Below are 26,401 nucleotides of genomic sequence, written 5' to 3'. Positions count from 1 at the left end.
GTCTTTGTGTGTCGTATAGATCGTATCGATATGCAGTCAGGCGACGCGTTCCTCGCACCTTCCTGAAGCCGAAACAATTGCGCCCTGCTCTTCGAGGGCGTCAATCTCCTGTTCGTCGAATCCGTACTCCGCCAGCACCTCGCGTGTATGCTCGCCATAGACCGGCGCGCCGGAACGGACCTTGCCCGGGGTCTCGGAGAATTTGACCGGAAGCCCGATCGTCTTCACGGGGCCGAGCGTGGAATGTTCGACCTCGACGACCATCTCGCGCGCCAGCGTCTGCGGATCGCTCAGCGCCTCCAGCATGTCGTGCACGGGTCCGCACGGCACGCCCTTGTCGTCGAGAGCCGCCAGCCAATGCCCCCGCGGCTGGGTGCGGAAGCGCTCGCTCAACACCGCCTCGAGCTCCTTCAGGTTCGCCATGCGATCGGCGCCGGTCACGAACCGCGGATCGGAGGCGAGTTCGGTGGCGCCGAGCGCCTCCAGCATCAACAGCCAATGCTTCTTGTTGGCGCCGCCGACCACAAGCCAGCCATCCGAGGCCTCAAAGGCCTGATACGGCGCGTTGAGCGGATGCGCGGAGCCCATGGCGCGAGGCGCGGTGCCCGCCGCCAGCGCGATCGTAGATTGCCAGTAGGTCTGCACCAGGGCCGCTTCGTAGAGCGACGTCTCGACCCACTGCCCCTCGCCGGTCTTAAGACGATGGGTATAGGCGGCGAGGATGCCCATGCTCGCGAGCAGGCCGGCAGTGATATCGGACAGCGGCGGACCACATTTGACCGGCGGTCCGTCGGGACGTTCGCCGGTGAAGCTCATGATGCCGCTCATGGCCTGCGCAACCAGGTCGAATCCCCGGCGATGCTTGTAAGGGCCGGTGCGGCCAAAGCCCGACAATGAGCAGTAGATCAGCGCCGGAAATTCCTTGTGCAGTGCTTCATAACCAAAGCCCAGCCGCTCCATGGCGCCGGGCGCAAAATTCTCGACCAGCACGTCGGCGCTCGCGATCAGGCGCCGCAGCACCTCCTTGCCGCCGTCGGTCTTCAGATCCAGCACAATGCCGCGCTTGTTGCGGTTCATCATCAGGAATGAAGCCGCCTCGTCGCCGATCTTGGGCGGCATCGAATGGCGAGTGTCATCGCCGTTCGGCCATTTCTCGATCTTGATGACGTCGGCGCCCATGTCGGCGAGCATCAGCGTGCAGGTCGGCCCCGCCATCACATGGGTGAGATCGATCACCTTGAGGCCGGCAAGCGGACCCGAGCGACCAGATGTGGATTGCGATGGATCGCTTTGCATCGACCTGTCCTATTGGCGCGCGTGTTGGGGAAAATACCGAGCCCTTCGCGGCCAGCCTGGCTCGTGTCGCACATCAGGATGAAGCGCATCCCGGTCAGCCGCTCGTGTCCGCCTCGCGACCTGCAGGTCCATTTCCTCATGTTCCTTGTTTTCAGTATTTTTGAATGCAAAACTTGAGACTTTCAAGCTGGAACTTGCGACGTTCCGCCATTAAGTTCGATTTTGCATGCAAAATGGAGCCTGATGCCATGCTTCATGAAGAGGTCGTCGGCCGCATCCGCACCATTCTGCTCGACGGCGAAATCACCCCGGGCGCCCGAATTCCCGAGCGCGACCTTTGTGAGCGGCTGCAGATCTCGCGCACACCGCTGCGCGAAGCGCTCAAGGTGCTCGCCGCCGAGGGCCTGGTGCAGCTGCTGCCTCATCGCGGCTCACGCGCGGCGAAGCTGACGGACAAGGACGTGCGCGACCTGTTCGAGGTCTGCCAGGGCTTGGAGGCACTCGCCGGCGAGCTCGCCTGCGAGCGCATCACGGACAGCGAGATCGAGCAGATTGCCGCAACGCATGCAGCGATGGTGCAGCATTTCCGCGAGGGCGATCTGATCCAGTACTACCGCGGCAACCGTGCCATTCACGAGGCCATCGTCACTGGCGCCCGAAATCCCACGCTCGCAGGACTCTATGCCTCCGTGACCGCGCGCATTCGACGCGCGCGCTATGTCACCCCGATGACGCCGCAACGCTGGGCCCTGGCCGTCCAGGAGCACGAAGCGATCCTGAACGCACTCCAGAGGCGCGACGGCGTCGGCCTCTCCCACATCCTGCGGACGCATCTCCGGCATAAGCGCGAAGAGGTCCTCCAAGCGGGCTTTGCCGAGACAGAAGCGAGCGAGCTCACACTGCGGATCGCGTGAGCGCTTGACATCGCCTATCGATCCGATGGCTCGCGCTTGCCGAGCCTACCGCCCGGCCTCCGGTCCTTCGATTCAACCAGGTAGTTGCGCCTCGCAGGCTCGCTTCGATTCGGGCGGCGCGGGCTTGCGGTGCGATCAGAAGGAGCGCAACATTAGTTTGTCATGCCGCATCGGAGAGATCGATGGAGGAGCAACACGCGGATGGAGGCACGCGAGCCGGCATCGGCTCGCCCGGGTTGCTGGAGCGCGATGAACATTTCTTGCGGCGTTCCTATGGGGTCGCCCGCAGATCGCTCACGCACGGCAACCATCCCTTTGCGGCCATCCTGGTCGACGAGCACGGCCGAGTCCTGATCGAGAAGGAAAACGGCTACATGCCCGCGCGTGACGCAACGGCGCATGCGGAGCGGCTCGTTGCCACCGAGGCCTGCACCACGCTGACCGATTCCGTCAGGGCGAAAGCGACACTCTACTCGTCAGCCGAACCCTGCGCGATGTGCGCCGGCGCCATCTACTGGGCCGGCATCGGGCGCGTGGTCTATGGATTGAGCGAGCGCCGATTGCGCGCGCTCACCGGCAACCATCCGGAAAACCCCACACTCGATCTGCCCTGCCGCGAGGTCTTCGCGAGCGGGCAACGGCCGACGGACATTACCGGACCGCTGCTCGAGGACGAAGCCGAAGCCGTGCACGCCGGAGTCTGGCAGAGCTGAGTGCGATTGCATCTTGCCTTCATAAGCGATGACGCCGCGGAGGACCGCGGCGCCATTATTTCAACCGGCGAGATCAGGCGATCAGAACTTCACCGTGATACCGGAGTACAGCGAGGACTCCGTGCAGGCGCCCGTACTGATACGCGTGCCGCCACCCCCGGCAACCGAGCATCCCACCGCGTTGTTGTGGTCCAGGCCGAACTTATTCTGCCAGTAGCGATAGGCCACCCAGACGTCGACGAAGTGGCTGTACTTCGCCCCCCACATCGCCTTGGAAGCGTCAAGTGTCAGACGGATCGGCTCGGAGTTGAACTCGACCTTGGTGGGGTAGACGCCATTGGCCACGCTGACCGGAAGCGGCTCGGTGTCGCTGCCCTTTTTGCCATACCAGCCGGCGCGACCGGAGATAGAGAAGAACTGCATGTTTTCAGGGAGGAAGCCGAGATCCATGTAGTAGTTGGTCTCGATCGCCCAGGTCGGCTTGAACTTGGTGTTGCCGTCGGCGAGGCAGGGGTTCATCCAGCCGGCGCCGCACTGCGAGAACCCGTTATGGTTGTAGAACTCCCAATACACCAAGGGAGCAAAGTCGAAGTATCCCTTGTAGGGCAAGTCGAAGGCGAATTGCAGACCGGCGACTACGTCACGCTTGGCCGCCCCGAAATACCGGTTCTCGGTGTTGGCATCCATACCAACTTCGAAGGAGATGTTGTGCAGCGGCCCCATCGTGAAGGCCTTGGTATTGAAAATCTCATTCCAGCCGAACGTCGAGCGGAACAAGCCGTAAATTTCGGTGGCGCCGGCGCAGCTCGCCGGAGTGAACGCGAAGCCCGCCGCAGGCGACACGATGCCCCCGGTCTGGGTGCACGGTCCGGCCGGATCGTTATGGTCCGATTTGAACAGCGAGATCGTGAAGAAGTTAGTACCGTAGGCCCAGATATCGAAATGGGTAAAGGAGTAAACTTGCTTGGTCGTCTTGGCGTTGAACGTGCCATTGCCGTTCGCGGTCCAGGCACCCGGCTGGCTGGCGTTAAAGATATAAGAGAACGTCACCCGGTCATCGACGACCAGGAAGAATGGCAGGTCAGGTGCCTTCTTGGCGGCCTTCACTGGTAGATCGGCCGCAGCAGCGGTACCGATCGCGCTTATCGCGCTAGCGGCCAATGTTACCGCCGCAAGGATTGTTTGACGAAACGTCATGAGCAGCACCCCCGAGTTAAGAAGCAATCACATTGTTAAGCGGAGAGTTGCGCCGATATGCCCGGTGGGAGAAGCCTCATCTTTTTTCAGGCGCTGCTGCAGGTTTCATCACCATGGCGCCTGGATATCATCGGCTTGTATGCAACTAATGAGCTGCCGGCAGCATTGAGAAACTCAACCCAAGTCGCATCGCACCTGCTGCTTGGTAGTTCACATTATTGGGATTTCTACGCGCGTCGTCATCGGCCTGGAGCGCATGAAATTCAACGTGACGATGTTCCGATTTGTCGAACTTGCGCGTTGGATGATGCTGCTCATCCAACAAGCAGCCCTGCTGCAGCAAGTTGATTTCCGAGGCCTGTCGCAAATTTGCAACATTCCAGCCGCGATCGATGTTGGATCATGGGGTCGATCGACGCTGCCGGTCGCTCTGATCCAAAGTACTAGCTGAGCACAAGTTAAGCACGAGGTGCCGCTTTTCACCTCTTACGTGCGCGGACAAATTAGCCCACAATTGAGGCAAGCCTCTTGATCAAGCTGTGGCAGAGAATGTCTGACGTGCCGCCTGTTGTTTCACCCGTGCGCGGGACGCCGCTCCTGCAGACAGTCGGCTTGACCAAGCGCTACGGCGACTTCGTTGCCAACGACTCGATCGACCTCGAGATCTGGCCCGGCCAGATTCACGCTCTGCTCGGCGAGAACGGTGCTGGCAAGTCGACCCTGGTCAAGACCATCTACGGCCTGATCCAGCCCAGCGCCGGTGAGTTGCGCTGGCAAGGCCAAGCAATGGCACTGTCCGGCCCGGCGCAGGCTCGCGACCTTGGTATCGGCATGGTGTTCCAGCATTTCTCGTTGTTCGACAACCTCACCGTCACCGAGAATGTCGCGCTCGGCCTCGACGGCAAGGAATCGTTCAAGGCGATCTCGGCGCGCCTGGCACAGGTTGCGCGCGACTACGGCCTGCCGCTCGACCCCAAGCGCGAGGTCTGGCAGCTCTCGGTCGGCGAGCGCCAGCGAATCGAAATTGTACGCGCCTTGATGCAAAACCCGAAATTCCTGATCCTGGACGAGCCGACGGCGGTGCTGACGCCGCAGGAAGCGGACCAGCTGTTCGTGGTGCTCGAGCGCTTGAAGGCGGAAGACCGCGCCATTCTCTATATCAGCCACAAGCTCGAGGAGGTGAAACGGCTCTGCGATACCGCCACGATCCTGCGGGGCGGCAGGAAGATCGCGACCTGCAATCCCAAGCTCGAGACGGCAGCGTCACTGGCCCGCATGATGGTCGGCACGGAAGTCAAGGAGGTCAAACCGAGAGGCGAACGCCGCATCACGGTGCCGCGCCTCGTCGTCAACGACCTGAACCTTCCGCCCGACGATCCCCACGGCGTGAGCCTGCAGCATATTTCCCTGGAGCTGAAGGGCGGTGAAATCCTGGGGATCGCCGGCGTTGCCGGCAACGGCCAGGACGAGTTGTTTGCAGCCCTTTCCGGCGAGCGGCTGGTGAAGGAGCCGGGGACCATCATCATCGACGGCATCGCCTGCGGGCATCTTTCGATCACGCATCGCCGCAAGCTGGGCGCGGCGTTCGTGCCCGAGGAGCGGCTCGGCCATGGCACCGCCCCACGCATGAGACTCTCTGAAAATGCGCTGCTGACAGGTCACGCGGCAGGCGACATGGTGCGGCATGGCTTCGTCAATGCCGCAGCCACGCTGCAGACGGTCGACCGCGCCACGCAAGCGTTCGACGTACGGAAGGCCAAGCGCGATCCCGAGGCGGCCAGCCTCTCCGGCGGCAATCTGCAGAAATTCGTCGTAGGACGAGAAATCTTGCGCAACCCGGCGGTGCTCGTAGTCAACCAGCCGACCTGGGGCGTCGATGCCGGCGCGGCGGCGATTATTCGCCAGGCTCTGCTCGATCTGGCCGATCAGGGCGCAGCGCTGCTCGTCACCAGCCAAGACCTCGACGAGCTGATGGAGATCGCCGATCGGATTGCAGTGATGTTTCACGGCCAATTGTCGGCGGCCTTGCCGCGGTCTGAGGCGACGCGCGAAAGACTCGGCCTGTTGATGGGCGGCAGCAGTATCGATGGGAAGGACCCGGCGCATGCAGCTCGTGCTTGAAAAGCGCGCCGAGCGCTCGCAGACGATCGCACTGATCTCGCCACTGATCGCGATCGGACTCACCATCGTGACCATGAGCCTGCTTTTCGTTATTCTTGGGAAGAATCCGCTTGCCGCGCTCGATGCCTATTTCGTGGCGCCGCTCACAGATGGCTATTCGCTGCAGGAGATCGCGGTCAAGGCGACGCCGCTGGTGATGATCGCGATCGGGCTGTCGCTGTGCTATCTCGCCAACGCCTGGAATATCGGCGCCGAGGGGCAGTTCCTGATTGGCGCGGTGGCAGGCAGTTGGATCGCGGTGAAGACCCAAGGCACCGAGGCCGGCCATTGGGTGCTGCCGGCCATGCTGCTGGCGGGCGCCGCGGCGGGTGCGCTCTACGCCCTGATCCCAGCACTGTGCCGGGTCAAGTTCGGCGCTAGCGAGATCCTGACCAGCCTGATGCTGGTCTATGTCGCGGACCTCCTGCTTGACTATCTCGTGCGCGGCCCCTGGCGCGATCCGGCCGGCTTCAATTTCCCGACCACGGCCGAGTTCGATCCTGTAGCAACGGTGCCGGTGCTGATCGAAGGCGGACGCCTGCATCTCGGCGCCATCATCGCGCTTCTGGTCGTCGCTGGCGCATTCATCGTGCTGGGCCGGACCATCAAGGGGTTCGAAATCCGGGTGGTCGGCGCAGCGCCGCGGGCGGCGCGGTTCGGCGGCTTCAATGCGGACCAGTTGATCCTTCTGACCTTCGCGGTCTCCGGCGCCCTTGCCGGCCTCGCCGGCATCATCGAAGTGGCCGGACCTGTCGGGCACCTCCAGCCTGGCATTTCACCGGGCTACGGCTTCACCGCGATCATCGTTGCGTTCCTGGGACGGCTCAACCCGGTTGGAATATTAATTGCAGGATTGTTTCTCGCTTTGACTTTCATCGGAGGCGAGCAGGCCCAGATCACTATGAAGATCCCACTTGATGTGACGAAGGTATTCCAGGGCATCCTGCTGTTCTACGTGCTCGCCTGCGATTCCCTGATTCTCTATCGCTTCCGGCTCATCTCCGCGTCACGACAGGTGCACCGTGGAGCTGGTTGAGGCGATCATCCTCTCGGTGCTGGCGGCATCGACGCCGCTGCTGATCGCGGCCACCGGCGAGCTGGTCACCGAGCGCTCCGGCGTGCTCAACCTCGGTGTCGAGGGCATGATGATCGTCGGTGCCGCCTGCGGCTTCGGTGGCGCCTGGCTGTCCGGTTCGATCATCGTGGGCGCCCTCTGCGGCATTCTTGCGGGAGCCGCATTGTCGCTGATCTTCGCGCTGATGACCTTGGGGCTCGCGGTCAACCAGGTCGCGACCGGGCTCGCGCTCACCATTCTCGGGATCGGATTGTCGGGCCTGATTGGCGCGCGCTTCGTCGGCGAGCGCATCTCGACCGCGCCACATCTCCACATTCCCGGCCTTAGCGACGTCCCGCTGGTCGGCCGGATCCTGTTTGGCGAAGATGCCTTCGTCTATTTGTCGATCGCTCTGATCATCGGCGTCTGGTGGTTTCTGTACCGGACGCGCGCGGGCCTGGTCTTGCGCGCCTGCGGCGACAATCATGTCTCGGCGCACGCGCTCGGCTATCCCGTGCTGGGCATCCGGCTCTCAGCAGTGCTGTTCGGGGGCGCCTGCGCGGGCCTTGCCGGTGCTTATCTGCCGCTCGCCTACACGCCGTTCTTCATCCCGGGCATGACCGCCGGCCGCGGCTGGATCGCGCTCGCGCTCGTCGTGTTCTCGTCCTGGCGGCCGGCGCGCCTGGTGATCGGCGCCTATCTGTTCGGCGCGGTCACGATCCTGCAGCTGCATGCACAGGGCGCCGGAATCGGCATCCCCTCGCAATTCATGTCGGCCCTGCCCTATCTCGCGACCGTCATCGTGCTGGTGCTGCTGTCGCGGACGCGGACCGGCGGCTCGACCGCGCCGGCCGCGCTGGGAACCGTGTTCGTGCCGGATCGATAAACACTATTCGGAGCGCATGCGAACGGGGCTGCATGTGCTCTCCAAGTCCACCCCCGACCGTTTGGGAGATTGATGATGGCGAACAGACTTTTGGCGGCGGCTGCCGCGCTTATCCTTTCCGTTGCCGTTGGCGGCACGGCGCTTGCGGCCGACAAGCTGAAGGTCGGCTTCATCTATCTCGGCCCCATCGGCGATCTCGGCTGGACCTATCAGCACGAACTGGCGCGCCAGGCGCTGGTGAAGGAATTCGGCGACAAGATCGAGACCACCTATCTCGAGAATGTGCCGGAGGGGCCGGACGCCGAGCGCGCCATCGAGCAGCTGGTCCGCGCTGGCAACAAGCTGATCTTCACGACGTCGTTTGGCTACATGGACCCGACGTTGAAGGTCGCCAAGAAATATCCCAATGTGCATTTCGAGCACGCCACCGGCTACAAGCGCGACAAGAACATGTCGACCTATTCGGCCCGCTGGTATCAGGGCCGCTACATCCAGGGCCAGATTGCGGCGAAGATGTCGAAGGCGGGTGTGCTCGGCTATATCGGCTCGTTCCCGATTCCTGAGGTCATCTCCGGCATCAATGCCACCATGCTCGGGGCGCAGTCGATCAATCCGAATATCAAGGTCAAGATCATCTGGGTGAACACCTGGTTCGACCCCGGCAAGGAGGCCGATGCGGCCAAGGCGCTGCTCGACCAGGGCGCCGATATTATCATGCAGCACACCGACAGCCCTGCCGCGATGCAGGTTGCCGAGGAGCGCGGCAAGCTCGCCTTTGGCCAGGATTCGGAGATGATCAAGTTTGGTCCCAAGGCGCAGCTGACCTCGATCCTCGACACCTGGGCGCCCTACTACATCGCGCGCGTCAAGGCCGAGCTCGACGGCACCTGGAAGGAAGAGAACACCTGGGGTGGGCTCGATTCCAAGATGTTCGAGATGGCGCCTTATACCAATATGCCTGACGACGTGAAGAAGCTGGCGGAAGATACCCAGGCTGCCATCACCGCCGGCAAGGCGCATCCGTTCAAGTGCCCGGTCCTCGGGCAGGACGGCAAGGAAGTGGAGTGCAAGGGCGGCGATCACCTCGACGACAGCCAGATCCTGAGCATGAACTTCTACGTGAAAGGCGTCGACGACAAGCTGCCTGGAAAGTAGCGGACTAACAGCGTATGCCCGACCTCTCTCCGCTATTTGCGGGGAGAGGTTGGATTGTTTTTGGCGATGCGAGGTGTCACCAGATCATCTGCATCGAACTTCGATGATGCGCTACCCTGACACCATTGACAGCCGTAACACCCGATAGCAAGGTCGTGCAGGCGTCATTGGCGCGCCTGTGTCAACCGCCTCAACAGAATTCACTGGGAGTTCCAGCTGTGGACAGATCAATCCTGCTTGCTGCCATCTGCGCTTCGACGCTGGTGGCCGCTCCGGCCGCTTCCGCCAAGACTTTGATCTTCTGCTCGGAAGGCAGCCCGGAGAATTTCTATCCTGGCGTCAATACGACCGGAACGTCATTCGATGGTAATGAGCCGATCTACAACCGCATCGTCGAGTTCGAGCGCGGCAGCACGCAAGTGGTGCCGGGCCTCGCCGAAAAATGGACGATCTCGCCGGACGGCACCACCTACACATTCGACCTGCGCAAGGGCGTGAAATGGCATTCGACCAAGTCGTTCAAGCCGACGCGCGATTTCAATGCCGATGACATCATCTTCTCAATCGAGCGGCAATGGAAGGAAGACAATCCATATTTCAAGGTGACGAGCCCGAACCATTCCTATTTCGGCGACATGGGTTTGCCGAAATTGTTGAAGTCGGTCGAGAAGGTCGATGATTACACGATCAAGGTCACGCTCAATCAGCCGGAAGCCCCTTTCCTCGCCGACCTCGCGATGCCGTTCGCGGCGATCCAGTCGAAGGAATATGCCGATGCAATGCTGAAGGCCGGCACGCCCGAAAAGATCGACCAGGATCCGATCGGCACCGGCCCGTTCTATCTGGTGCAGTATCAAAAGGACGCCGTGATCCGGTACAAGGCGTTCCCCCAATATTGGGGCGGCAAGGCGAAGATCGACGACCTCGTCTATTCGATCACGCCGGATGCATCGGTTCGCTGGGCCAAACTCCAGAAGGGCGAATGCGACGTGATGCCCTATCCGAATCCGGCCGACATCGACACGATCAAAAAAGATCCGGACGTCACGGTCCTGGAACAGCCGGGCCTCAACGTTGGCTATCTGGCCTTCAACACGCAAAAGAAGCCGTTCGATGATGTGCGCGTGCGCAAGGCCATCAGTATGGCGATCGACAAGAAGGCGATCATCGACGCTGTCTATCTGTCGACCGGAATCGCCGCCAAGAACCCGATCCCGCCCTCGATGTGGTCGTACAACGACGACGTCAAGGACGACCCCTATGATCCCGAGGCGGCCAAGAAGCTGCTCTCCGAGGCCGGCTTCCCGTACGGTTTCGAGACCGATCTCTGGGCGATGCCGGTGCAGCGGCCCTACAATCCGAATGCCAAGCGCATTGCCGAATTGATGCAGGCCGATCTCGCCAAGATCGGCGTCAAGGCCGAGATCAAGACGTTCGAGTGGGGCGAATACCGCAAGCGGTTGCAGGCCGGCGAACATCAGATGGGCATGTATGGCTGGACCGGTGACAATGGCGATCCCGATAATTTCCTACATACCCTGCTCGGCTGCGCCTCGGCGCAATCGGCATCGGGATCGAATATCGCCAAGTTCTGCTACAAGCCGTACGACGACCTTGTCATGAAGGCCAAGACCATCAGCGATCAAGCCGAGCGGGCCAAACTCTACGCGCAGGCCCAGGTGGTCTTCAAGGAGCAGGCGCCCTGGTTCACCATCGCGCACGCGGTGCAGTTGAAGCCTATCCGCAAGCGAGTGGTCGACTTCAAGCTGTCGCCATTCGGGCGACACACCTTCTATGGCGTCGACCTCAAGGATTAGCGAGAGATGAGGGCGGAGCGGCGCGCGCTGCTAGCCTTTTATGCAAGGGCGGTAGGCTCCCTCTCCCCGTTCTTCACGGGGAGAGGGCTGGGGTGAGGGGCAGACGCCCGTACGGTGCAAGTGGCTAGACCTGTACCCCCTCACCCGGATGTCATCTTCGATGACATCCGACCTCTCCCCACAAGCGGGGCGAGGTAATCCCCCAGTCCGCGCGACATGTGTGCACCACGGTAGCCCTTCATGGGGCGATGACAGAGAACGGCATGCTCCGGTTTATTCTTACCCGGCTGAGCCTCGTGGTTCCGACTTTCATCGGGATCACGCTGCTCGTTTTCGTGCTGATCCGCCTGATCCCAGGCGATCCGATCGAGACGATGGCGGGCGAACGCGGCATCGATCCGGCCCGCCTCACACAATTGCGCAAGGACTACGGCTTCGATCAGCCGGTGCTGGTCCAATACGGCCTCTATCTGTCGCGGCTGGTGCACGGAGACCTCGGCCGCTCCATTGTTACCCACGAGCCGGTGATTGCCGAATTCCAGACCTTGTTCCCGGCAACGATCGAGCTGTCGGTTTGCGCGATCCTGTTTGCCGTATGTCTGGGATTGCCGGCCGGCATCATCGCCGCTGTCAGGCGCAACTCGATCTTCGATCACGGCGTGATGGGGATCTCGCTCACCGGATATTCGATGCCGATTTTCTGGTGGGGACTGCTGTTGATCCTGTTGTTTTCGGTCCAGCTTGGATGGACCCCGGTCTCGGGCCGGATCGCCGTGCAGTACTTCATCGAACCGGTGACCGGCTTCCTGCTGATCGATACGCTGCTGGCCGGTGACTTTGAAGCATTTCGTTCGGCCTTGTCACATCTGGTGTTACCTACGATCGTGCTCGGTACGATACCGCTCGCCGTCATCGCGCGCATGACACGGTCGGCTATGCTGGAGGTCCTGGGCGAGGATTACATCCGCACCGCCCGCGCCAAAGGCTTGCCGCGTTTCCGGGTGATCGCAATTCATGCGTTGCGCAATGCGCTGATCCCGGTGGTCACGGTGATCGGCCTTCAGGTCGGCGTGCTGTTTACCGGCGCCATCCTCACGGAGACCATCTTTTCCTGGCCGGGCGTGGGCAAATGGCTGATCGAGGGCATCAACCGCCGCGATTACCCGGTGCTGCAGGGCGGCACGCTCTTGATCGGCGCGATCGTCATGACCGTCAATCTGCTGGTTGACATCGCCTATGGGCTGATCAATCCGCGCATCCGGCATACAAGATGACCACTGAAGTCCTCGAAACCCGCGTCGACGCGGCGAAAGCGGACGCCCCGCCGCATCCGCTGTTGGAATTCTGGCTCGATTTCAAACAAAATTTCGGCGCCGTGGCGGGTCTTGTCGTGATCGCCATTCTCATTCTGCTCGCGCTCTCAGCCGATCTGGTCGCGCCGCATTCGCCTGTTCTGACCAACAACACGGTCTTTCTCAAACCGCCCTTCTGGCAGCAGGGCGGATCAATGGCCTATCCGCTCGGCACCGATGCGATCGGCCGCGATATCCTGTCTCGTCTCATCCACGGCGCGCGGCTTTCGCTGCTGATCGGCATCGCGGTGGTGACGTTGTCGGTCATATCAGGGACGATCCTCGGTCTGGTCGCGGGCTTTTTCCGTGGCGTGATCGAGATCGCGATCATGCGACTGATGGACATCACGTTGACGCTGCCGAGCCTTCTGCTCGCGATCGTGATCGTCGCGATCCTCGGGCCGGGCCTGATGAACGCCATGCTGGCGGTCGCGATCGTGCTCCTGCCGCACTATGTGCGGATCGCGCGCGCCGCCGTGATCAGCGAGGTCGCAAAGGACTACGTCACTGCGGCCAAAGTCGCAGGCGCCGGCCGGCTTCGCCTGATGTTCAAGGAGGTGCTGCCGAATTGCGCGGCGCCCCTGATCGTGCAGGCGACACTGGGCATTTCCACTGCGATCCTGGACGCGGCTGCGCTCGGCTTTCTCGGCCTTGGCGCGCAACCACCCTCGCCCGAATGGGGGACCATGTTGGCAGACGCGCGCGAATTCGTGCTGCGGGCCTGGTGGGTCGTCACGCTTCCGGGGCTGGCGATCCTCGTGACCGTGCTGGCCTTCAACCTGCTCGGCGACGGACTGCGCGACGCGCTCGATCCCAAGCTCAAACGATAATGGATCGAAGGCGATCGGATGCCGCTCCTCGAAATTGAAAACCTATCGGTTGCGTTTCCATCAAGAGCCGGAATACTGCGCGCCGTGGATGGCGTCAGCTTTGCGCTCGAGAAGGGCGAGGTGCTGGGGATCGTCGGCGAATCCGGATCGGGCAAGAGCATGGGCATGCTGGCCCTGATGGGGCTGGTGCCCTATCCGGGACGGGCCGAGGCCGACAGGCTGTTGTTCGAAGGGCGGGATCTGCAGACTCTGTCCGACCGCGAGCGGCGCGCCCTCAGCGGCAAGGACATCGCGATGATCTTCCAGGAGCCGACGACATCGCTCAATCCCTCGTTCACGATCGGCTATCAGCTGGCTGAGACATTGCGCATCCACGAGAGGATGGATCGCAAGGCGGCGCGGCGGCGCGCAATCGACCTGCTCGAGCAGGTCGGCATTCCGGCTCCGGAAAGCCGGCTGTCGTCCTATCCGCACCAGCTTTCGGGGGGCATGAACCAGCGCGTCATGATCGCGATGGCGATCGCCTGCAATCCGAAGCTCCTGATCGCCGATGAGCCGACGACGGCGCTCGACGTCACCATCCAGGCCCAGATCCTCGATCTTCTGCTCTCCCTGCAGCGCGATCGCGGCATGGCCCTGATCCTCATCACACACAACATGGGCGTGGTCTCGGACACGACCGAGCGAACAGCCGTCATGTATGCCGGCCAGATCATGGAGCGGCGCCCGAGCTCGAGCCTGTTCGCGTCGCCGCAGCATCCCTATACGGCCGCCCTGCTGGCGGCTCGCCCGGAGGCGAGCGACGGCGGACGGCTCGCCACCATCCCGGGCGTGGTGCCGGGCGCTTACGATCGCCCGTCAGGATGCCTGTTTCGTCCACGCTGCATCCATGCGACGCCGCTGTGCGACGATTTGCGTCCTGATCTGCGACCCTGGCGTGATGGCCTGATCCGTTGTCACTATCCGCTCGGCGATCCGACACGGGATGAACGCATCGCGGCCGATGGCGGAGCGCCGATCCTCAACTCCGAGGCCGTGTCATGACAGCGCTCGTCACCGCCACCGGTCTCAAGCGCAGCTACGAGATCAAGCAAGGCTGGTTCCGCGCGCCGGCACAGCTGCAGGCCGTGGGCGGCTTGTCGTTCGCGCTTGATGCCGGCAAGACGCTGGCGGTCGTCGGCGAATCCGGTTGCGGAAAATCGACTCTTGCAAGGCTCGTGACTCTCATCGAGAAGCCGAGCGCCGGCACGCTGGTTCTCGATGGGCTTGATGCGGTCAATCCTCCGGCTAGCGCTGCGCAGACATTGCGCCGTACCGTGCAGATCGTGTTTCAAAACCCCTACGGCTCGCTCAATCCGCGCAAGCGGGTCGGCGCCATCCTCGAAGAGCCGCTGATCATCAACACCAGGCTCTCGAAGCAGGAGCGGCGGGCGCAGGCGCTCGACATGATGACGAGGGTCGGGCTGCGGTCGGAGCAATATGGCCGCTATCCGCACATGTTCTCGGGCGGCCAGCGCCAGCGCATCGCGATCGCGCGCGCCTTGATGTTGCGGCCGAAGCTATTGGTTGCCGACGAGCCGGTCTCCGCGCTCGACATGTCGGTGCAGGCGCAGGTTCTCAACCTCCTGGTCGATCTGCAGCGCGAGTTGGGGCTGGCTTACCTGTTCATTTCGCACGATCTCGGCGTGGTCCGTCACATCGCAGATGATGTGATGATCATGTATCTCGGGATAGCCATGGAGCACGGGCCGAAGGAGCGCATCTTTGCGCAGGCCTTGCATCCCTACACACGGGCGCTGCTTGACGCAACGCCGGGCCTGGGCCGCAAACGCCAGCGCATCCTGCCGAAGGGCGAGTTGCCCTCGCCGCTCGATCCGCCGAACGGCTGCGTGTTCTCGACCCGCTGTCCTCACGTGACAGACCTCTGCCGTGCGCAGCGTCCACCCTTGCGCCCGCTCGACGAGCGCCTGGTCGCCTGCCATTACGCCGAGCGTTTCCTCGACACGCAGGCGGTGATCGGTTAGTAACACCGGCTCACCCTGCCTGCATCTTGCTTGCCGCGGCGCTGTGGCGCCGGATCAAGTCAGCGACATCGAGCCCCGGAATGGCGCCGTCGATGACGCGCCAGTGGCCGCCGACCATCACCCGGTCGGCACGGTACGCACCGCAGAGCACCAGCGCCGCAAGCGGATCGCCCGCACCCGAAAAACGCAGCTCGTCGAGCTTAAACAGCGCTAGGTCGGCGGCCTTGCCGACCGCAATCACGCCGAGCTCGGGGCGGCCGATGCAGGCGGCTGAGCCTTGGGTGGCCCAGCGCAGAGCATCCTTGTAGCTGACTTTTCCTACGCCATAGCGCGCCCGCTGCAACAGGAACGCGGCGCGCACCTCCTGCATCAGGTTGGACCCATCGTTGGACGCGGAGCCATCGACGCCAACACCGATCGCAACGCCCGCCTCTTCCATCTCGCAGACCGGACAGCAGCCGGAGGCCAGGAGCTGGTTGCTGCAGGCGCAGTGCGTAATGCTGGTCTTCGCCCGGCCCAGTCGCGTCATTTCCTCCGCTGTAAAGAAGATGCCGTGCGCAAGCCAGGTGCGCGGCCCGAGCCAGCCGCATTGTTCGAGATAATCGAGTGGCCGGCAGGCGTGGATCTCCTGGCAGAAGGCGTTCTCGTCCTCGGTCTCCGCCAGATGCGTGTGCAGGCGCACGTCGAGCTTCTCGGCGAGATCCGCGGTCGCCCGCATCAGCGAGGTCGTGACCGAGAATGGCGAGCATGGCGCCAGCGCAATCTGCACCATCGCGTCCGGTCCGCGCTGATGATGCTTGCCGACGACCCGCGCACTATCGGCCAGAATCGTGTCCTCGTCCTGCACCACGCTGTCCGGCGGCAAGCCGCCATCCCGCTGCGAGCGGTTCATGGAGCCGCGCGTCAGCGACACCCGCAAGCCCAGCCGCTTTGCCGCTGCGACCTCGATGTCGACGGCGTCCTCGAGCCCTGCGGGGAACACATAATGATGGTCGGTGGTCGTGGTGCAGCCGGACAGCATCAGCTCCGCCATCGCCAGCGTCACGCCAAGGTCGAGCGCCTCCGGCGTCAGCTTCGCCCACACCGGATAAAGGGCCTGCAGCCAGGGGAACAGTTCGCGGTCCATCGCCGGCGGGAACGCCCGGGTCAGCGTCTGGTAGAAATGGTGATGCGTGTTGATCAGGCCGGGGATCACGACATGCGCGCCGGCGTCGATGACCGCGGCACCTGTGGTCACAGGTTCGCGCCCCGCCCCAACCAATTCAACGATGCGGCCCTCATTGACGACCACGCCGCGTTCGGCGCCGTCGGCGAGAATGGCAAGAGGGTCCTTGATCCAGATCGGCTGCGTCTTGCCCATGCTCCAACTCTCGTTGCCCCCGCCTGTCGGCCGCTCACAGAAAATTACACCTGCACGTCAGGTTACACCTGCAATTGGAAGGCCAACACCGTCCTATTGCCAGTTGGCGCCGGTCTTGCAAGGATTTCGGCGGCAGTGGTCGCCTCACGAGCGTCAGTTGATCATGGATCTGAACACCATCACCGAAGTGGTTCGTCCGCAGAGCCGAGCAGACCTGCCGGCCTGGAAGGCTGGCGATGCCTGGCTCGCGGGCGGCACCTGGCTGTTCTCCGAGCCGCAGGCGCATCTGTCGCGGCTGATCGACCTCACCGATCTTCGCTGGCCCGCGCTGGTGGTCGGCGACACCAGCCTGACGATCGCCGCGACCTGCACGGTCGCCCATCTCGATGCGTTCCCCTGCCCTGCCGACTGGCAGGCCGCGCCTTTGATCGATCAATGCTGCCGGGCCTTTCTTGCCTCCTTCAAGATCTGGAAGACCGCGACCGTCGGCGGCAATCTCTGCATGTCGCTTCCGGCCGGACCGATGATCTCGCTGCTGTCGGCACTCGAGGGCATCTGCACGATCTGGAAGGCCGATGGCAGCCAGCAGAAGATGGCCGTTGCCGAGTTCGTCACCGGAAATCAGCGCAACATGCTTGGCCCGGGCGATCTGTTGCGCCAGATCGACGTGCCGCTTGCCGCATTGAAGCGCCGCGCGGCGTTCCGCCAGATCTCGTTGACGCCGGTCGGCCGGTCGGCCGCATTGGTGATCGGCACCATCGGACGCGACGGCGATCTGCTGCTGACTATCACGGCCTCCACCGTGAAGCCGGTCCAGTTGCGCTGGCCCACAATGCCCACGCGAGACGCTGTGCGTGACTCGATCCTGCGCGACATTCCAGATGGCCTCTATCATGACGACGTGCATGGCAAGCCTGCCTGGCGCAAGGCGATGACCCTGCGGCTTGCCGAACAGATTCGCGGTGAATTGACAGGTAGCGCGCAGGCATGAGCTTTGTGATCAACGGCAAAGACGTATCGGCAACGCCGCGCCCCGGTCAGTGCCTGCGTACTTTTCTGCGCGAGACCGGCCATTTCGGCGTCAAGAAGGGCTGCGATGCCGGCGACTGCGGCGCCTGCACCGTGCTGCTCGACGGCGAGCCGGTACATAGCTGCCTGATCCCGGCGTTCCGTGCCGAGGACCATGCGATCACCACGATCGAAGGCCTGGAATCCGATGGTGGGCTGCATCCGATGCAGCAGGCGTTCGTCGATGCGCAGGGCTTCCAATGCGGCTTCTGCACCGCCGGCATGATCCTGACCTGCGCCTCGCTCAACCAGGCGCAGCGGCAGGATCTCGGTGCTGCGCTCAAGGGCAATATCTGCCGCTGCACCGGCTATCGCGCCATCGAGGATGCGCTTGATGGCATCTGCAACGTCGAGGACGTGCCGGCCGGCGAGGCTTTCGGCCGCAGCCTGCCCGCGCCCGCCGGCCCGCAGATCGTACGCGGCCAGGCCCGTTACACCTTCGACACTGCGGTCGATGGCCTGTGCCACGTCAAGCTCGCACGCTCGCCGCATGCCCATGCGAAGATCGTTGCGATCGACAAGACCGCCGCCCTCGCCGTGCCCGGCGTGATCGAGGTGCTGACCCATGAGGATGCGCCCAGCGCGCTGTTCTCGACCGCGCGCCACGAGAAGGCCTGGATGGACCCTGACGACACGCGCGTGCTCGACGATATCGTACGCTTCATCGGGCAGAAGGTTGCGGCGGTCATTGCGGAGAGCGAGGCGGCGGCCGAGGAAGGCTGCCGGCGGCTCGTGATCACCTATGAGCTTCTGCCTGCGGTGGTTGATCCCGCCGAGGCGATCGCGCCGGGGGCGCCGGTGATCCATCCCGGCCGCACGCCGCAGGATCGCGTCGCCAACGCCGCCCGCAACATCGTCGCGGAAGGCCACGGCGAGTACGGCGATGTCGTGGCCGCGCTTGCCGCCTCCGCCGTGACCTATAAAGGCACGTTCACGACACAGCGGGTCCAGCACGCCGCGCTGGAGACCCACGGCGGGCTGGCCTGGCTCGACGCGTCAGGCGTTCTCAACATCCGCAGTAGCACGCAGGTGCCGTTCCTGACCCGGCGCGCGCTCTCCGACATCTTCAACCTGCCGCCGGAGACAATCCGCGTGTTCTGCGAGCGCGTGGGCGGCGGCTTTGGCGGCAAGCAGGAGATGTTCGTCGAGGATATCCTGGCGCTGGCGGCGCTGAAGACCGGCCGACCGGTGAAGCTCGAGCTCACCAGAGAGGAGCAGTTCATCGCCAGCTCGACGCGGCATCCGATGCGCGTCACGGTCAAGGCCGGCGCCGACAGAGACGGCAAGCTGACGGCGCTGCAGCTCGACGTGCTCTCCAATACCGGCGCCTATGGCAACCACGCTGGTCCCGTGCTGTTTCATGCCTGCGGCGAGTCGCTCGGCGTCTATAATTGCCCGAACAAAAAGGTCGATGCCGTCGTCGCCTATACCAATACGGTACCGGCAGGCGCCTTCCGCGGCTATGGCCTGCCGCAAAGCCTGTTCGCCGTCGAAGCTGCCATCGACGAGCTGGCGCATCAGCTCAACATCGATCCGTTCGAGATCCGACGGCGCAATGTCGTCAAGCCCGGCGATCCCATGCTGTATCCACCGGACAACGGCTATCGCGATGTGATGTACGGTTCCTACGGGCTCGACCAGTGCCTCGACCTGGTCGAGCGAGCAATGACGAACGACACGACCGAGCCTGATCTCTCCGCGGAATGGCTGACCGGCGACGGCATCGCGCTGACCATGATCGACACGGTGCCGCCGGACGGTCATATCGCCGACGTCGCGATCGCACTGCGAGACGACGGCGGCTTCGCTCTCACCGTTGGCACGGCGGAGTTCGGCAACGGCACCAGCACCGTGCATCGGCAGATCGCGGCGACGATCCTGGCGACGACAGTCGATCAGATCACTCTCAAGCAGTCCGACACCGCGCATGGCGGCCACGACACCGGCGCCTATGGCTCGGCCGGCACTTTCGTTGCGGGACGTGCCACCCAGGCGGCGGCGGAGCATCTGGCCAACGAACTCAAGACCTTCGCCGCGCAGCTCTGGACCGTCGATCCCAATGCCTGCGCGCTGGCGGATGGCAGCGTCATGCATGGCCGGCAGCGCCTCTCCTTTGCCGAGCTTGCGCGGCAGGCAGGAGCGGAAGGTGTGAGACTGTCTGCCACCGGCAGCTCGCAAGGCACGCCGCGCTCCGTCGCCTTCAACGTGCAAGGCTTTCGCGTCGCCGTGAACAAGCACACCGGCGAGATCAGGATCCTGAAGAGCGTGCAGGCCGCGGACGCCGGCCGCGTCGCCAATCCGATGCAGTGCCGCGGCCAGGTCGAAGGCGGCGTGGCGCAATCGCTCGGCGCCACGCTTTACGAGGAGATGGTGATCGACGCGACCGGCCGCGTGGCCAATCCCAAATTCCGCGACTATCATCTACCGTCCTTCGCCGACGTGCCGCGCACGGAGGTGCTGTTCGCCCAGACCAGCGACGCGCTCGGCCCCCTCGGCGCGAAATCGATGAGCGAAAGTCCCTACAATCCCGTGGCAGCGGCGCTCGGCAACGCGCTGCGCGCCGCGACCGGCATCCGCTTCACTTCGGTTCCGTTCAAGCCGGACCGGCTGTTTCCGCTGTTGCAGGAGAAGTACGGCGATTGAGCAGCGGCAAGACGATCAAGCTATTGCTTCGGCCTGCGGTCATAGGACAGACCGAACAGGCCCGAGCGCTCCGTCTCGGGCTCCGGCTCCGCGGTGGGGGCAGGCTTTGCCTCGGCCTGCGGTGCCGCTGCCGGCGCGGGCGGCTTCGGCAATGTCTCGCACTTCATCGAATAGACCAGCTTGCCGTCCTCGGTCCGTCCGATCGGGGCGCAATTGTCGGCGCGCTTGGCGGCATCCTTCGCGACCGGCTTCATCTGCGCCCAGGCGGGCTGCGCCAGCAGCAGCATGACAACAACCAGCTTCTTCATCGAACCGCCTCGTTTCGTCCTGGCTTATTGAACTTGATCGGACGCAGGAAGTCCACCGCCTGCCAACCGTACGACTAATGGAGACGATATGTGGGGATCGATCATATCGGAGTGGCTGAGCCTGATCTTCCGCTGGCTGCATGTGGTGGCCGCGATCGCCTGGATTGGCAGCTCGTTCTACTTCATCCACCTCGACCTCAGCCTGAAGCCGCGACAGGGGTTGCCCGACGGTGTGATGGGCGAGGCCTGGCAGGTGCATGGCGGCGGCTTCTATCACATGGTGAAGTATCTCATCGCGCCGGCGCAGATGCCGAGCGAGGTGACCTGGTTCAAATGGGAGGCCTACACCACCTGGCTGTCCGGCTTCGCACTGATGATCGTGGTGTACTATCTCAATGCCGACCTGTTCCTGATCGATAAGTCGATCCTCGATCTGACACCGCTGCAGGCCGGCCTGTTCAGCTTCGGCTCGCTCGCCTTGGCGTGGCTGCTCTATGAAGCGGCGTGCCGCAGCGGACTCGCGCGCCACGAACTGCCGTTTGCGATCGGCGGCTATGTCTTCCTGGTCGCGCTCACCTATGCTTTCACGCATGTTCTGAGCGGACGCGGCGCCTTCAACCAGATCGGCGCGATCATCGGCACCATCATGGTCGCCAATGTCTTCGCTTTGATCATCCCGAACCAGAAGAAGATCGTTGCGGCATTGCTGGCGGGCGAAACACCGGACCCCAAGCTGGGCAAGGCCGGCAAGGAGCGATCCGTCCACAACAACTATCTGACGCTGCCGGTCGTCGTGCTGATGATCAGCAATCATTATCCGCTGCTGTTTGCCACCCGCTACAATTGGGTGATTGTCGCGATCGTGCTCGCGCTCGGACCGGTGATCCGGCACTTCTTCAACGAGCGGCACAAGGGGCGGCCCTCGCCCTGGTGGGTATGGGGCATTGCCGCCGCCGGCATGATCGCGATCGCGCTGTTATCAGCCGCAGGTCCCCGCGACGCCAAGGGCGAGGCCAAGGCCGCCTCGGCGCCGGACACCCCCACTTTCGCGCAGGTGGAAGAGATCGTGCTGTCGCGCTGCAGCATGTGCCATGCCGCCGAGCCGGTCTGGGACGGGATCATCACGGCGCCCAAGGGCGTACTGCTCGACAGCCCCGAGCACGTCAGGCGCAATGCACGTCTGATCGCCCGCAACGCCGCCTGGTCGAGCGCCATGCCGCCCGGCAACATCACCGAAATCACGCCCGAGGAGCGCGCCGTGCTCGCCGCTTGGGCACCGAACCGAGATTGATCTGAGGGGCTTCGGCTTTGCCGGAACGGCAACGCCGTGAGCTAAGTCATTGAAAAGATTGGAGCGGGTGAAGGGAATCGAACCCTCGTATTCAGCTTGGAAGGCTGCTGCTCTACCATTGAGCTACACCCGCATCGGGCTGTCTCCCTAACACGCCGCAACGCCCGCCTCAACCTCTCCCGATGTGCCAGAGTGTGTCCTGTGGGAACCAGAGGCCGCTTCTGATCACCCACAGCACGCCGCCACCCTTTCCGCGCCGGGCTCGACCCCCTATATTCAGTATTCCATCAACAACGAAAGGAGGTGATCCAGTGTCTTTCACCAAGCGCTGTCACCTCGCTGGGATCGCCCGCTGAGCCTGTTTTGAGGGCATGATCCGTCCGGGATCATGCGCCGGCTCGGCCTACGGGGCGGTCTCGGCCCTGGACCAGCGAGTTTCAAGATCGGAACGCGGCGGGTGCGAGCCCGCCGCGTTTTGCGTTTGCCGTCAACCATCGTTGACGGAGACATCGTCCCACCCGGACTCAGCGCGCACGAAGCGCCGCGCCACCAGCCCGCCGAAGCCGAGCAACCAGCAATATTGCGCATATTCGGGAAGGAACGCCGCGATCACCGTGCCCGGCACGAACACCGAGATCGGAAAGATCGCGCCCACGACCTCGGAGCGCAGCCGGCCATGGCCAGCGATCCACCAGAGCAGCGCATTGAGCGTGGCGATGATCGTCAGGTGGGTGCCGTACAGCACCGCGACCGCGCTGCTCAACCGATAGTTGCTGTAGAGCCCGTTGGTGACCGGCAGCAGGACGATCGAGAGCAGAAAGAACAGATTGAGAATGACGGTCCCGCGGCCGGCATAGGGCTGGCGGGCCAGCCTGCGGTGATGGCTGATCCAGAATACACCGGCGATGATGAAGCTCAGGATCAGGCCGGCCAGCCGGCCGGAATAGACGTGAGCCAGATCGTCCCAAGTCGGCAGTTTGTCAAAACTGGCCTTCGGCATGTCATAGGCCAGCAGCGTCATCGCCACACCAAAAATGGTGTTGGACAGCGATTCGAGCCGGCGCATCTCGAACAGGTCGGACTGAGTGTCGCTCATGGTCGGACGGCGGAGTGTGCGCAGCAGACGTTCCGGCCGCTGCAGGGATGGGAGGCCTCACCCTATAGCAAACTGCGGCGCAGGCGCCGAAGCTTCACGCGGCTCCGCCATGATGTAGAGCTGGGAGAGTGGCCGCCGACAGCGCCTGCTTGCTTGGAGTCCCCGGAAGCGACTTCGCGCCGATTGTCCAGATATCATCGGAGGACTGAGGCGGTCTCATCCTTCACGCCATGCACCGCTGATCGCCTGTCAGCGGTGCAACCAGAACTGCGTCGTCAGCGCGGTGGCGAACGCCAATAGCGAACTGCCGATCAATGGCAGGCGTACATATGGCCGTCGTAGCCGAGATAGCTCTTGGTCGTCGGATTGTAGCTGCGGAAGTGGGTGCAGGCGGGACCGGCGGCCGCGGTGCGGAGCTTCGCCTTGCTGTCAGCCAGCTGCTTCACCGGCGCAGGCTGTGTCGTCGGTTTCACCATCGCCAAGCGCTTGGGTGCCGGTCCAGCTGCGGCCGGCTTGATGTTGCTTTCGCCCTCCTTCGCGGCGTGACGGCTCGCCTTCTTCGATCCTGCCGTTTGCTGAGCGGGCTTCTTCGCAGGCGGCGCGGCCGGCTTGTCGGCAGCCGGCTTCGCAGCCGCCGTATCCGTCGCAGCCTTGGAAGCCGCCGTTGCCGTTGTTTCTGTCTCTGTCGTGGAAGGCTTCGGCATCTCGGCCTTCGCAGCAGCCTCGCTCTGAAGCGGGGCCGGCTTCGCCTCGGGCGTGCTGGTCTCCGACGCTACAGCCGGCTTGTCGGCCACGGCGGGCTTGGCTTCGGCACCGACCTGCTTGTCGGCGGCAGGAGACTTCTCATCCGACGCTAGCGGCGTCTCCGCTGCCTTCTTGATGGCCTTTTTGCACTCCAGGGGGAAAACCAGTTCGCCGGACGCGGTCAAACCGATCGGCTCGCAACCGCCGAACGGACCGCTGTCCTTGGCCGTCTCGCCTGTCGATGCCGGCGCGGCCGCGGCGCTCGACGCATCTGCGGTCTCGGCCCACGCCGCCCCGCATGCAACCTTAAGTAGAATGATGCCGCCAATCACCCCGGCAAGGCCGGCCTTCGGACTCGACTTACGCATGACACTGTACTCAACGAATTGCCTGGAACCAAAGGCCATCACGGCATTGGGGCAAGTCTGTGAACGCAAGAATAAATTTGTGAGCCAGAATCGCGATCGGCAGGCACTGTGCTGTATCTGCAATAGCCATGCTGGCGTATGCTCTGCAACCCAGCGGACTAATCAGGGTAATATATTGCAGCTGCTATCACTGCGTGCCGCGGTCACCCCCCATTGCTATGGATGGTGACCTTGAGACAGCTTTCCTATCGCCCCGATATCGATTGTCTGCGAGCCTTCGCTGTCATTTCGGTGATTGCCTACCACTACGACATCTCGCCGTTCCGAAGCGGCTATGTCGGTGTGGACGTCTTCTTCGTGATCTCCGGCTTTCTGATTACGAGAATCCTGCGGACAGAGATTCTCGCCGGCACATTTTCCATCGCGAACTTCTACCGGCGACGAGTGCGCCGCATCCTGCCAGCCGCGTTCGCAATGCTGGGCACGGTTTTGGTCTGCTCGAGCGTCCTGCTTCTGCCGCAGGACACCGTCTCCGTCGCCCACCAGGCGCTGGCCGTCGTGACCTTTTCGTCCAACGTTCTGTTCTGGTCACAGCAGGGCTATTTCGACGCGGCTTCCATCACCAAGCCACTGCTCCACACCTGGTCGCTCGCTGTCGAGGAGCAGTATTACCTGCTGTTTCCGGCCGCGGCGGTGGCGGCGTTTGCGCTGCGCCGTTCGTTGACCCTGCTCAGCTTCGTGATCGCAGCTCTTGCTTCCTTTGCGATTTGCGTCCTGCAAACGCCCTTACAGCCGGCAAGCGCATTCTACCTGCTGCCGGCGCGCATCTGGGAGTTCGCGCTCGGCGCCCTGCTGGCGATCGAGGCGCTGCCGGAGCCTGCCATGGAACGGCTCAGGATCGTGGCGGCAGCCGCCGGATGGATTGCGCTCGGCGCGTCCGCGAACGTGTTCTCGCCGCGAACACCCTATCCGGGGGCAGCCGCATTGCTGCCTTGCCTTGGCGCAGCGATGGTGATCTGGGCCAATCCGACACCGAGCAAAGCCGTGCTGACGGCCACGAAGCCCATGATCACCGTCGGGCTCTGGTCCTATTCGCTCTATCTTTGGCACTGGCCGCTGCTGTCCCTCACCTATGCGGCGTGGGGTCCACCGACGTCAGGCTTCGACAAATTCGTGCTTGTCGCCTGCTGCACGGCTCTGTCGATTGCAAGCTACCATCTGATCGAACAGCCGGCCCGACGGGCAGAGTGGCGGATCACCTGGCGGTCGCTTGGCGCGACCGGGATCGCAGCGGTCGCCTTCGCTGCCGTTATGATCTGGTCCGCAGGCTTTCCGTTCCGCTTCTCTCCGCAGGAGCTGACGATCGCAGGCTTTCTCGACTACAACTACCGACCGGTTTACGAGGAGCGCACATGCTTCCTGGATCCGGCCCAGTCGGTCGAGGATCTCGCACCGTCCTGCGTCGCCCCCACCACCAAGCCCAACCTTTTCGTGTGGGGCGACAGTCACGCTGCACACCTGACCCACGGCTTGCGACAAGTCCTCCGGCCGGATGCCGTGCTCAGGGCGACCATGGCCGGATGTCTGCCCGCCCTGAGCTACGGTCAGCCGGCCCGATGTGCACCTTTCAATCGGCGGGTTCTCGCGCTGATCGACGAGATCAAGCCGGACGTGGTGTTGATCTCGGGCGACTGGGCCCGCTCGGTGGAAGCGCAGCAAACGCGTCAAAGCCTGCTCGCCGCGATCGGATCGATCACCGCGTCAGGAAGCCGGGTCATCGTGGTCGGGCCCGGCCTGCAATATGACGCAGCGATGCCGCGCCTTGTCGTGTCAGCGATGCATTTCGGCGCGGCGCCGGACAGCCATCTGCTGTCCTTCGTTCGGAGCTCGGACGATATCCTGCGCAATCTGCTCAAGGACATCCCGGAAACGGAGTACATCTCGCCGGTTCGGCTGTTGTGCCCGAACGCAACCTGCCCCACGCTGGCGTCAGGCGCGCCGATTGCGTGGGACCAAGGTCATTTGACGGCGCAAGGCTCCGTGCTGCTGGCAACGCAGATTGTCGAGACGTCGGCGAGCTTGAAACTGCTCCTGGAGCCCCCGCCGACTACCGAGTCCCCGTGAG

At 63.3% G+C, this 26,401-nt stretch carries 22 protein-coding genes and 1 tRNA gene; 16 read left to right on the top strand and 7 right to left on the bottom strand.

Annotation, left to right across the window (positions count from 1 at the left end; genetic code table 11):
* Positions 1-36: 36 nt before the first annotated feature.
* Entirely contained in the window at positions 37-1,296 is a 1,260-nt protein-coding gene (locus ACQR1W_RS33530) for a CaiB/BaiF CoA transferase family protein (RefSeq protein WP_434854755.1), read from the bottom strand.
* A gap of 248 nt (positions 1,297-1,544) precedes the next feature.
* Between ACQR1W_RS33530 and ACQR1W_RS33525 the strand changes: the two genes are divergently transcribed.
* On the top strand, positions 1,545-2,210 hold the full coding sequence (locus ACQR1W_RS33525; RefSeq protein WP_434854754.1) for a GntR family transcriptional regulator: 666 nt from the start codon (positions 1,545-1,547) through the stop codon (positions 2,208-2,210).
* A gap of 182 nt (positions 2,211-2,392) precedes the next feature.
* Positions 2,393-2,923, top strand: a complete 531-nt coding sequence (locus tag ACQR1W_RS33520; protein ID WP_434854753.1) for a nucleoside deaminase — start codon at positions 2,393-2,395, stop codon at positions 2,921-2,923.
* 81 nt (positions 2,924-3,004) lie between these two features.
* Here the strand turns inward: ACQR1W_RS33520 and ACQR1W_RS33515 are convergent, their stop codons facing one another.
* Positions 3,005-4,120 (bottom strand): hypothetical protein, encoded by a 1,116-nt coding sequence (locus tag ACQR1W_RS33515; RefSeq protein ID WP_434854752.1) that lies wholly within the window; start codon positions 4,118-4,120, stop codon positions 3,005-3,007.
* Between the two features lie 256 nt (positions 4,121-4,376).
* On the opposite strand from ACQR1W_RS33515, the gene ACQR1W_RS33510 reads away from it, so the two are divergent.
* From ACQR1W_RS33510 to ACQR1W_RS33465, 10 genes are all read left to right on the top strand, one after another.
* Positions 4,377-4,571, top strand: a complete 195-nt coding sequence (locus tag ACQR1W_RS33510) for a hypothetical protein (RefSeq protein WP_434854751.1) — start codon at positions 4,377-4,379, stop codon at positions 4,569-4,571.
* A gap of 98 nt (positions 4,572-4,669) precedes the next feature.
* Positions 4,670-6,241 carry an ABC transporter ATP-binding protein gene (locus ACQR1W_RS33505; protein WP_434854750.1) on the top strand — a complete coding sequence of 524 codons (1,572 nt, stop codon included), beginning with the start codon at positions 4,670-4,672 and terminating at the stop codon, positions 6,239-6,241.
* Positions 6,225-7,316, top strand: a complete 1,092-nt coding sequence (locus tag ACQR1W_RS33500) for an ABC transporter permease (RefSeq protein WP_434854749.1) — start codon at positions 6,225-6,227, stop codon at positions 7,314-7,316. The genes ACQR1W_RS33505 and ACQR1W_RS33500 overlap by 17 nt, the downstream gene beginning before the upstream one ends.
* Positions 7,303-8,220, top strand: coding sequence for an ABC transporter permease (locus tag ACQR1W_RS33495; RefSeq protein ID WP_434854748.1), 918 nt, complete (start codon positions 7,303-7,305; stop codon positions 8,218-8,220). The genes ACQR1W_RS33500 and ACQR1W_RS33495 overlap by 14 nt, the downstream gene beginning before the upstream one ends.
* Before the next feature lie 75 nt (positions 8,221-8,295).
* On the top strand, positions 8,296-9,375 hold the full coding sequence (locus ACQR1W_RS33490) for a BMP family ABC transporter substrate-binding protein (protein WP_434854747.1): 1,080 nt from the start codon (positions 8,296-8,298) through the stop codon (positions 9,373-9,375).
* A 293-nt stretch (positions 9,376-9,668) separates the two neighbouring features.
* Positions 9,669-11,192: an ABC transporter substrate-binding protein gene (locus tag ACQR1W_RS33485; protein WP_434854853.1), complete on the top strand. Its 1,524-nt coding sequence runs from the start codon at positions 9,669-9,671 to the stop codon at positions 11,190-11,192.
* Between the two features lie 263 nt (positions 11,193-11,455).
* A complete protein-coding gene (locus ACQR1W_RS33480) occupies positions 11,456-12,466 on the top strand; it encodes an ABC transporter permease subunit (protein ID WP_434854746.1) in 1,011 nt (336 codons plus the stop codon).
* The gene (locus tag ACQR1W_RS33475) at positions 12,463-13,374 is read left to right on the top strand and encodes an ABC transporter permease subunit (RefSeq protein WP_434854745.1); all 912 of its coding nucleotides are present in this window, start codon (positions 12,463-12,465) and stop codon (positions 13,372-13,374) included. Before ACQR1W_RS33480 ends, ACQR1W_RS33475 begins: the two co-directional genes overlap by 4 nt.
* Positions 13,375-13,392: 18 nt before the next feature.
* The gene (locus ACQR1W_RS33470; RefSeq protein ID WP_434854744.1) at positions 13,393-14,418 is read left to right on the top strand and encodes an ABC transporter ATP-binding protein; all 1,026 of its coding nucleotides are present in this window, start codon (positions 13,393-13,395) and stop codon (positions 14,416-14,418) included.
* A complete protein-coding gene (locus ACQR1W_RS33465) occupies positions 14,415-15,398 on the top strand; it encodes a peptide ABC transporter ATP-binding protein (protein WP_434854743.1) in 984 nt (327 codons plus the stop codon). The genes ACQR1W_RS33470 and ACQR1W_RS33465 overlap by 4 nt, the downstream gene beginning before the upstream one ends.
* A 10-nt stretch (positions 15,399-15,408) precedes the next feature.
* Here the strand turns inward: ACQR1W_RS33465 and ACQR1W_RS33460 are convergent, their stop codons facing one another.
* On the bottom strand, positions 15,409-16,758 hold the full coding sequence (locus ACQR1W_RS33460; RefSeq protein WP_434854742.1) for an 8-oxoguanine deaminase: 1,350 nt from the start codon (positions 16,756-16,758) through the stop codon (positions 15,409-15,411).
* 163 nt (positions 16,759-16,921) lie between these two features.
* Here ACQR1W_RS33460 and ACQR1W_RS33455 point away from each other — a divergent pair, with 163 nt between their 5' ends.
* Together ACQR1W_RS33455 and ACQR1W_RS33450 are read left to right on the top strand one after the other, a co-directional pair.
* Complete coding sequence (locus ACQR1W_RS33455) at positions 16,922-17,749, top strand: FAD binding domain-containing protein (RefSeq protein WP_434854852.1); 828 nt, start codon at positions 16,922-16,924, stop codon at positions 17,747-17,749.
* Entirely contained in the window at positions 17,746-20,469 is a 2,724-nt protein-coding gene (locus ACQR1W_RS33450) for a molybdopterin-dependent oxidoreductase (RefSeq protein WP_434854741.1), read from the top strand. The genes ACQR1W_RS33455 and ACQR1W_RS33450 overlap by 4 nt, the downstream gene beginning before the upstream one ends.
* Before the next feature lie 20 nt (positions 20,470-20,489).
* On the opposite strand, the gene ACQR1W_RS33445 is transcribed toward ACQR1W_RS33450, so the two are convergent.
* The gene (locus ACQR1W_RS33445; protein WP_434854740.1) at positions 20,490-20,777 is read right to left on the bottom strand and encodes a hypothetical protein; all 288 of its coding nucleotides are present in this window, start codon (positions 20,775-20,777) and stop codon (positions 20,490-20,492) included.
* 88 nt (positions 20,778-20,865) lie between these two features.
* On the opposite strand from ACQR1W_RS33445, the gene ACQR1W_RS33440 reads away from it, so the two are divergent.
* Positions 20,866-22,068: a urate hydroxylase PuuD gene (locus tag ACQR1W_RS33440; protein WP_434854739.1), complete on the top strand. Its 1,203-nt coding sequence runs from the start codon at positions 20,866-20,868 to the stop codon at positions 22,066-22,068.
* A gap of 59 nt (positions 22,069-22,127) precedes the next feature.
* On the opposite strand, the gene ACQR1W_RS33435 is transcribed toward ACQR1W_RS33440, so the two are convergent.
* The 3 genes from ACQR1W_RS33435 to ACQR1W_RS33425 form a co-directional block, all read right to left on the bottom strand.
* Positions 22,128-22,201 (bottom strand) — tRNA-Gly (locus ACQR1W_RS33435).
* Positions 22,202-22,555: 354 nt separating this feature from the next.
* Positions 22,556-23,164, bottom strand: a complete 609-nt coding sequence (locus tag ACQR1W_RS33430) for a TMEM175 family protein (RefSeq protein ID WP_434854738.1) — start codon at positions 23,162-23,164, stop codon at positions 22,556-22,558.
* Positions 23,165-23,475: 311 nt separating this feature from the next.
* Positions 23,476-24,276: a hypothetical protein gene (locus ACQR1W_RS33425; protein ID WP_434854737.1), complete on the bottom strand. Its 801-nt coding sequence runs from the start codon at positions 24,274-24,276 to the stop codon at positions 23,476-23,478.
* A gap of 222 nt (positions 24,277-24,498) precedes the next feature.
* Here ACQR1W_RS33425 and ACQR1W_RS33420 point away from each other — a divergent pair, with 222 nt between their 5' ends.
* Entirely contained in the window at positions 24,499-26,400 is a 1,902-nt protein-coding gene (locus ACQR1W_RS33420) for an acyltransferase family protein (protein ID WP_434854736.1), read from the top strand.
* The last annotated feature ends 1 nt before the right edge of the window (position 26,401 follow it).

Origin of the sequence: Bradyrhizobium sp. HKCCYLS1011 (assembly GCF_051167795.1) — a bacterium.
Lineage (GTDB): Bacteria > Pseudomonadota > Alphaproteobacteria > Rhizobiales > Xanthobacteraceae > Bradyrhizobium.
Note: the sequence above shows the minus strand (reverse complement) of the source record. Positions and strands in the feature narration are given on the sequence as shown.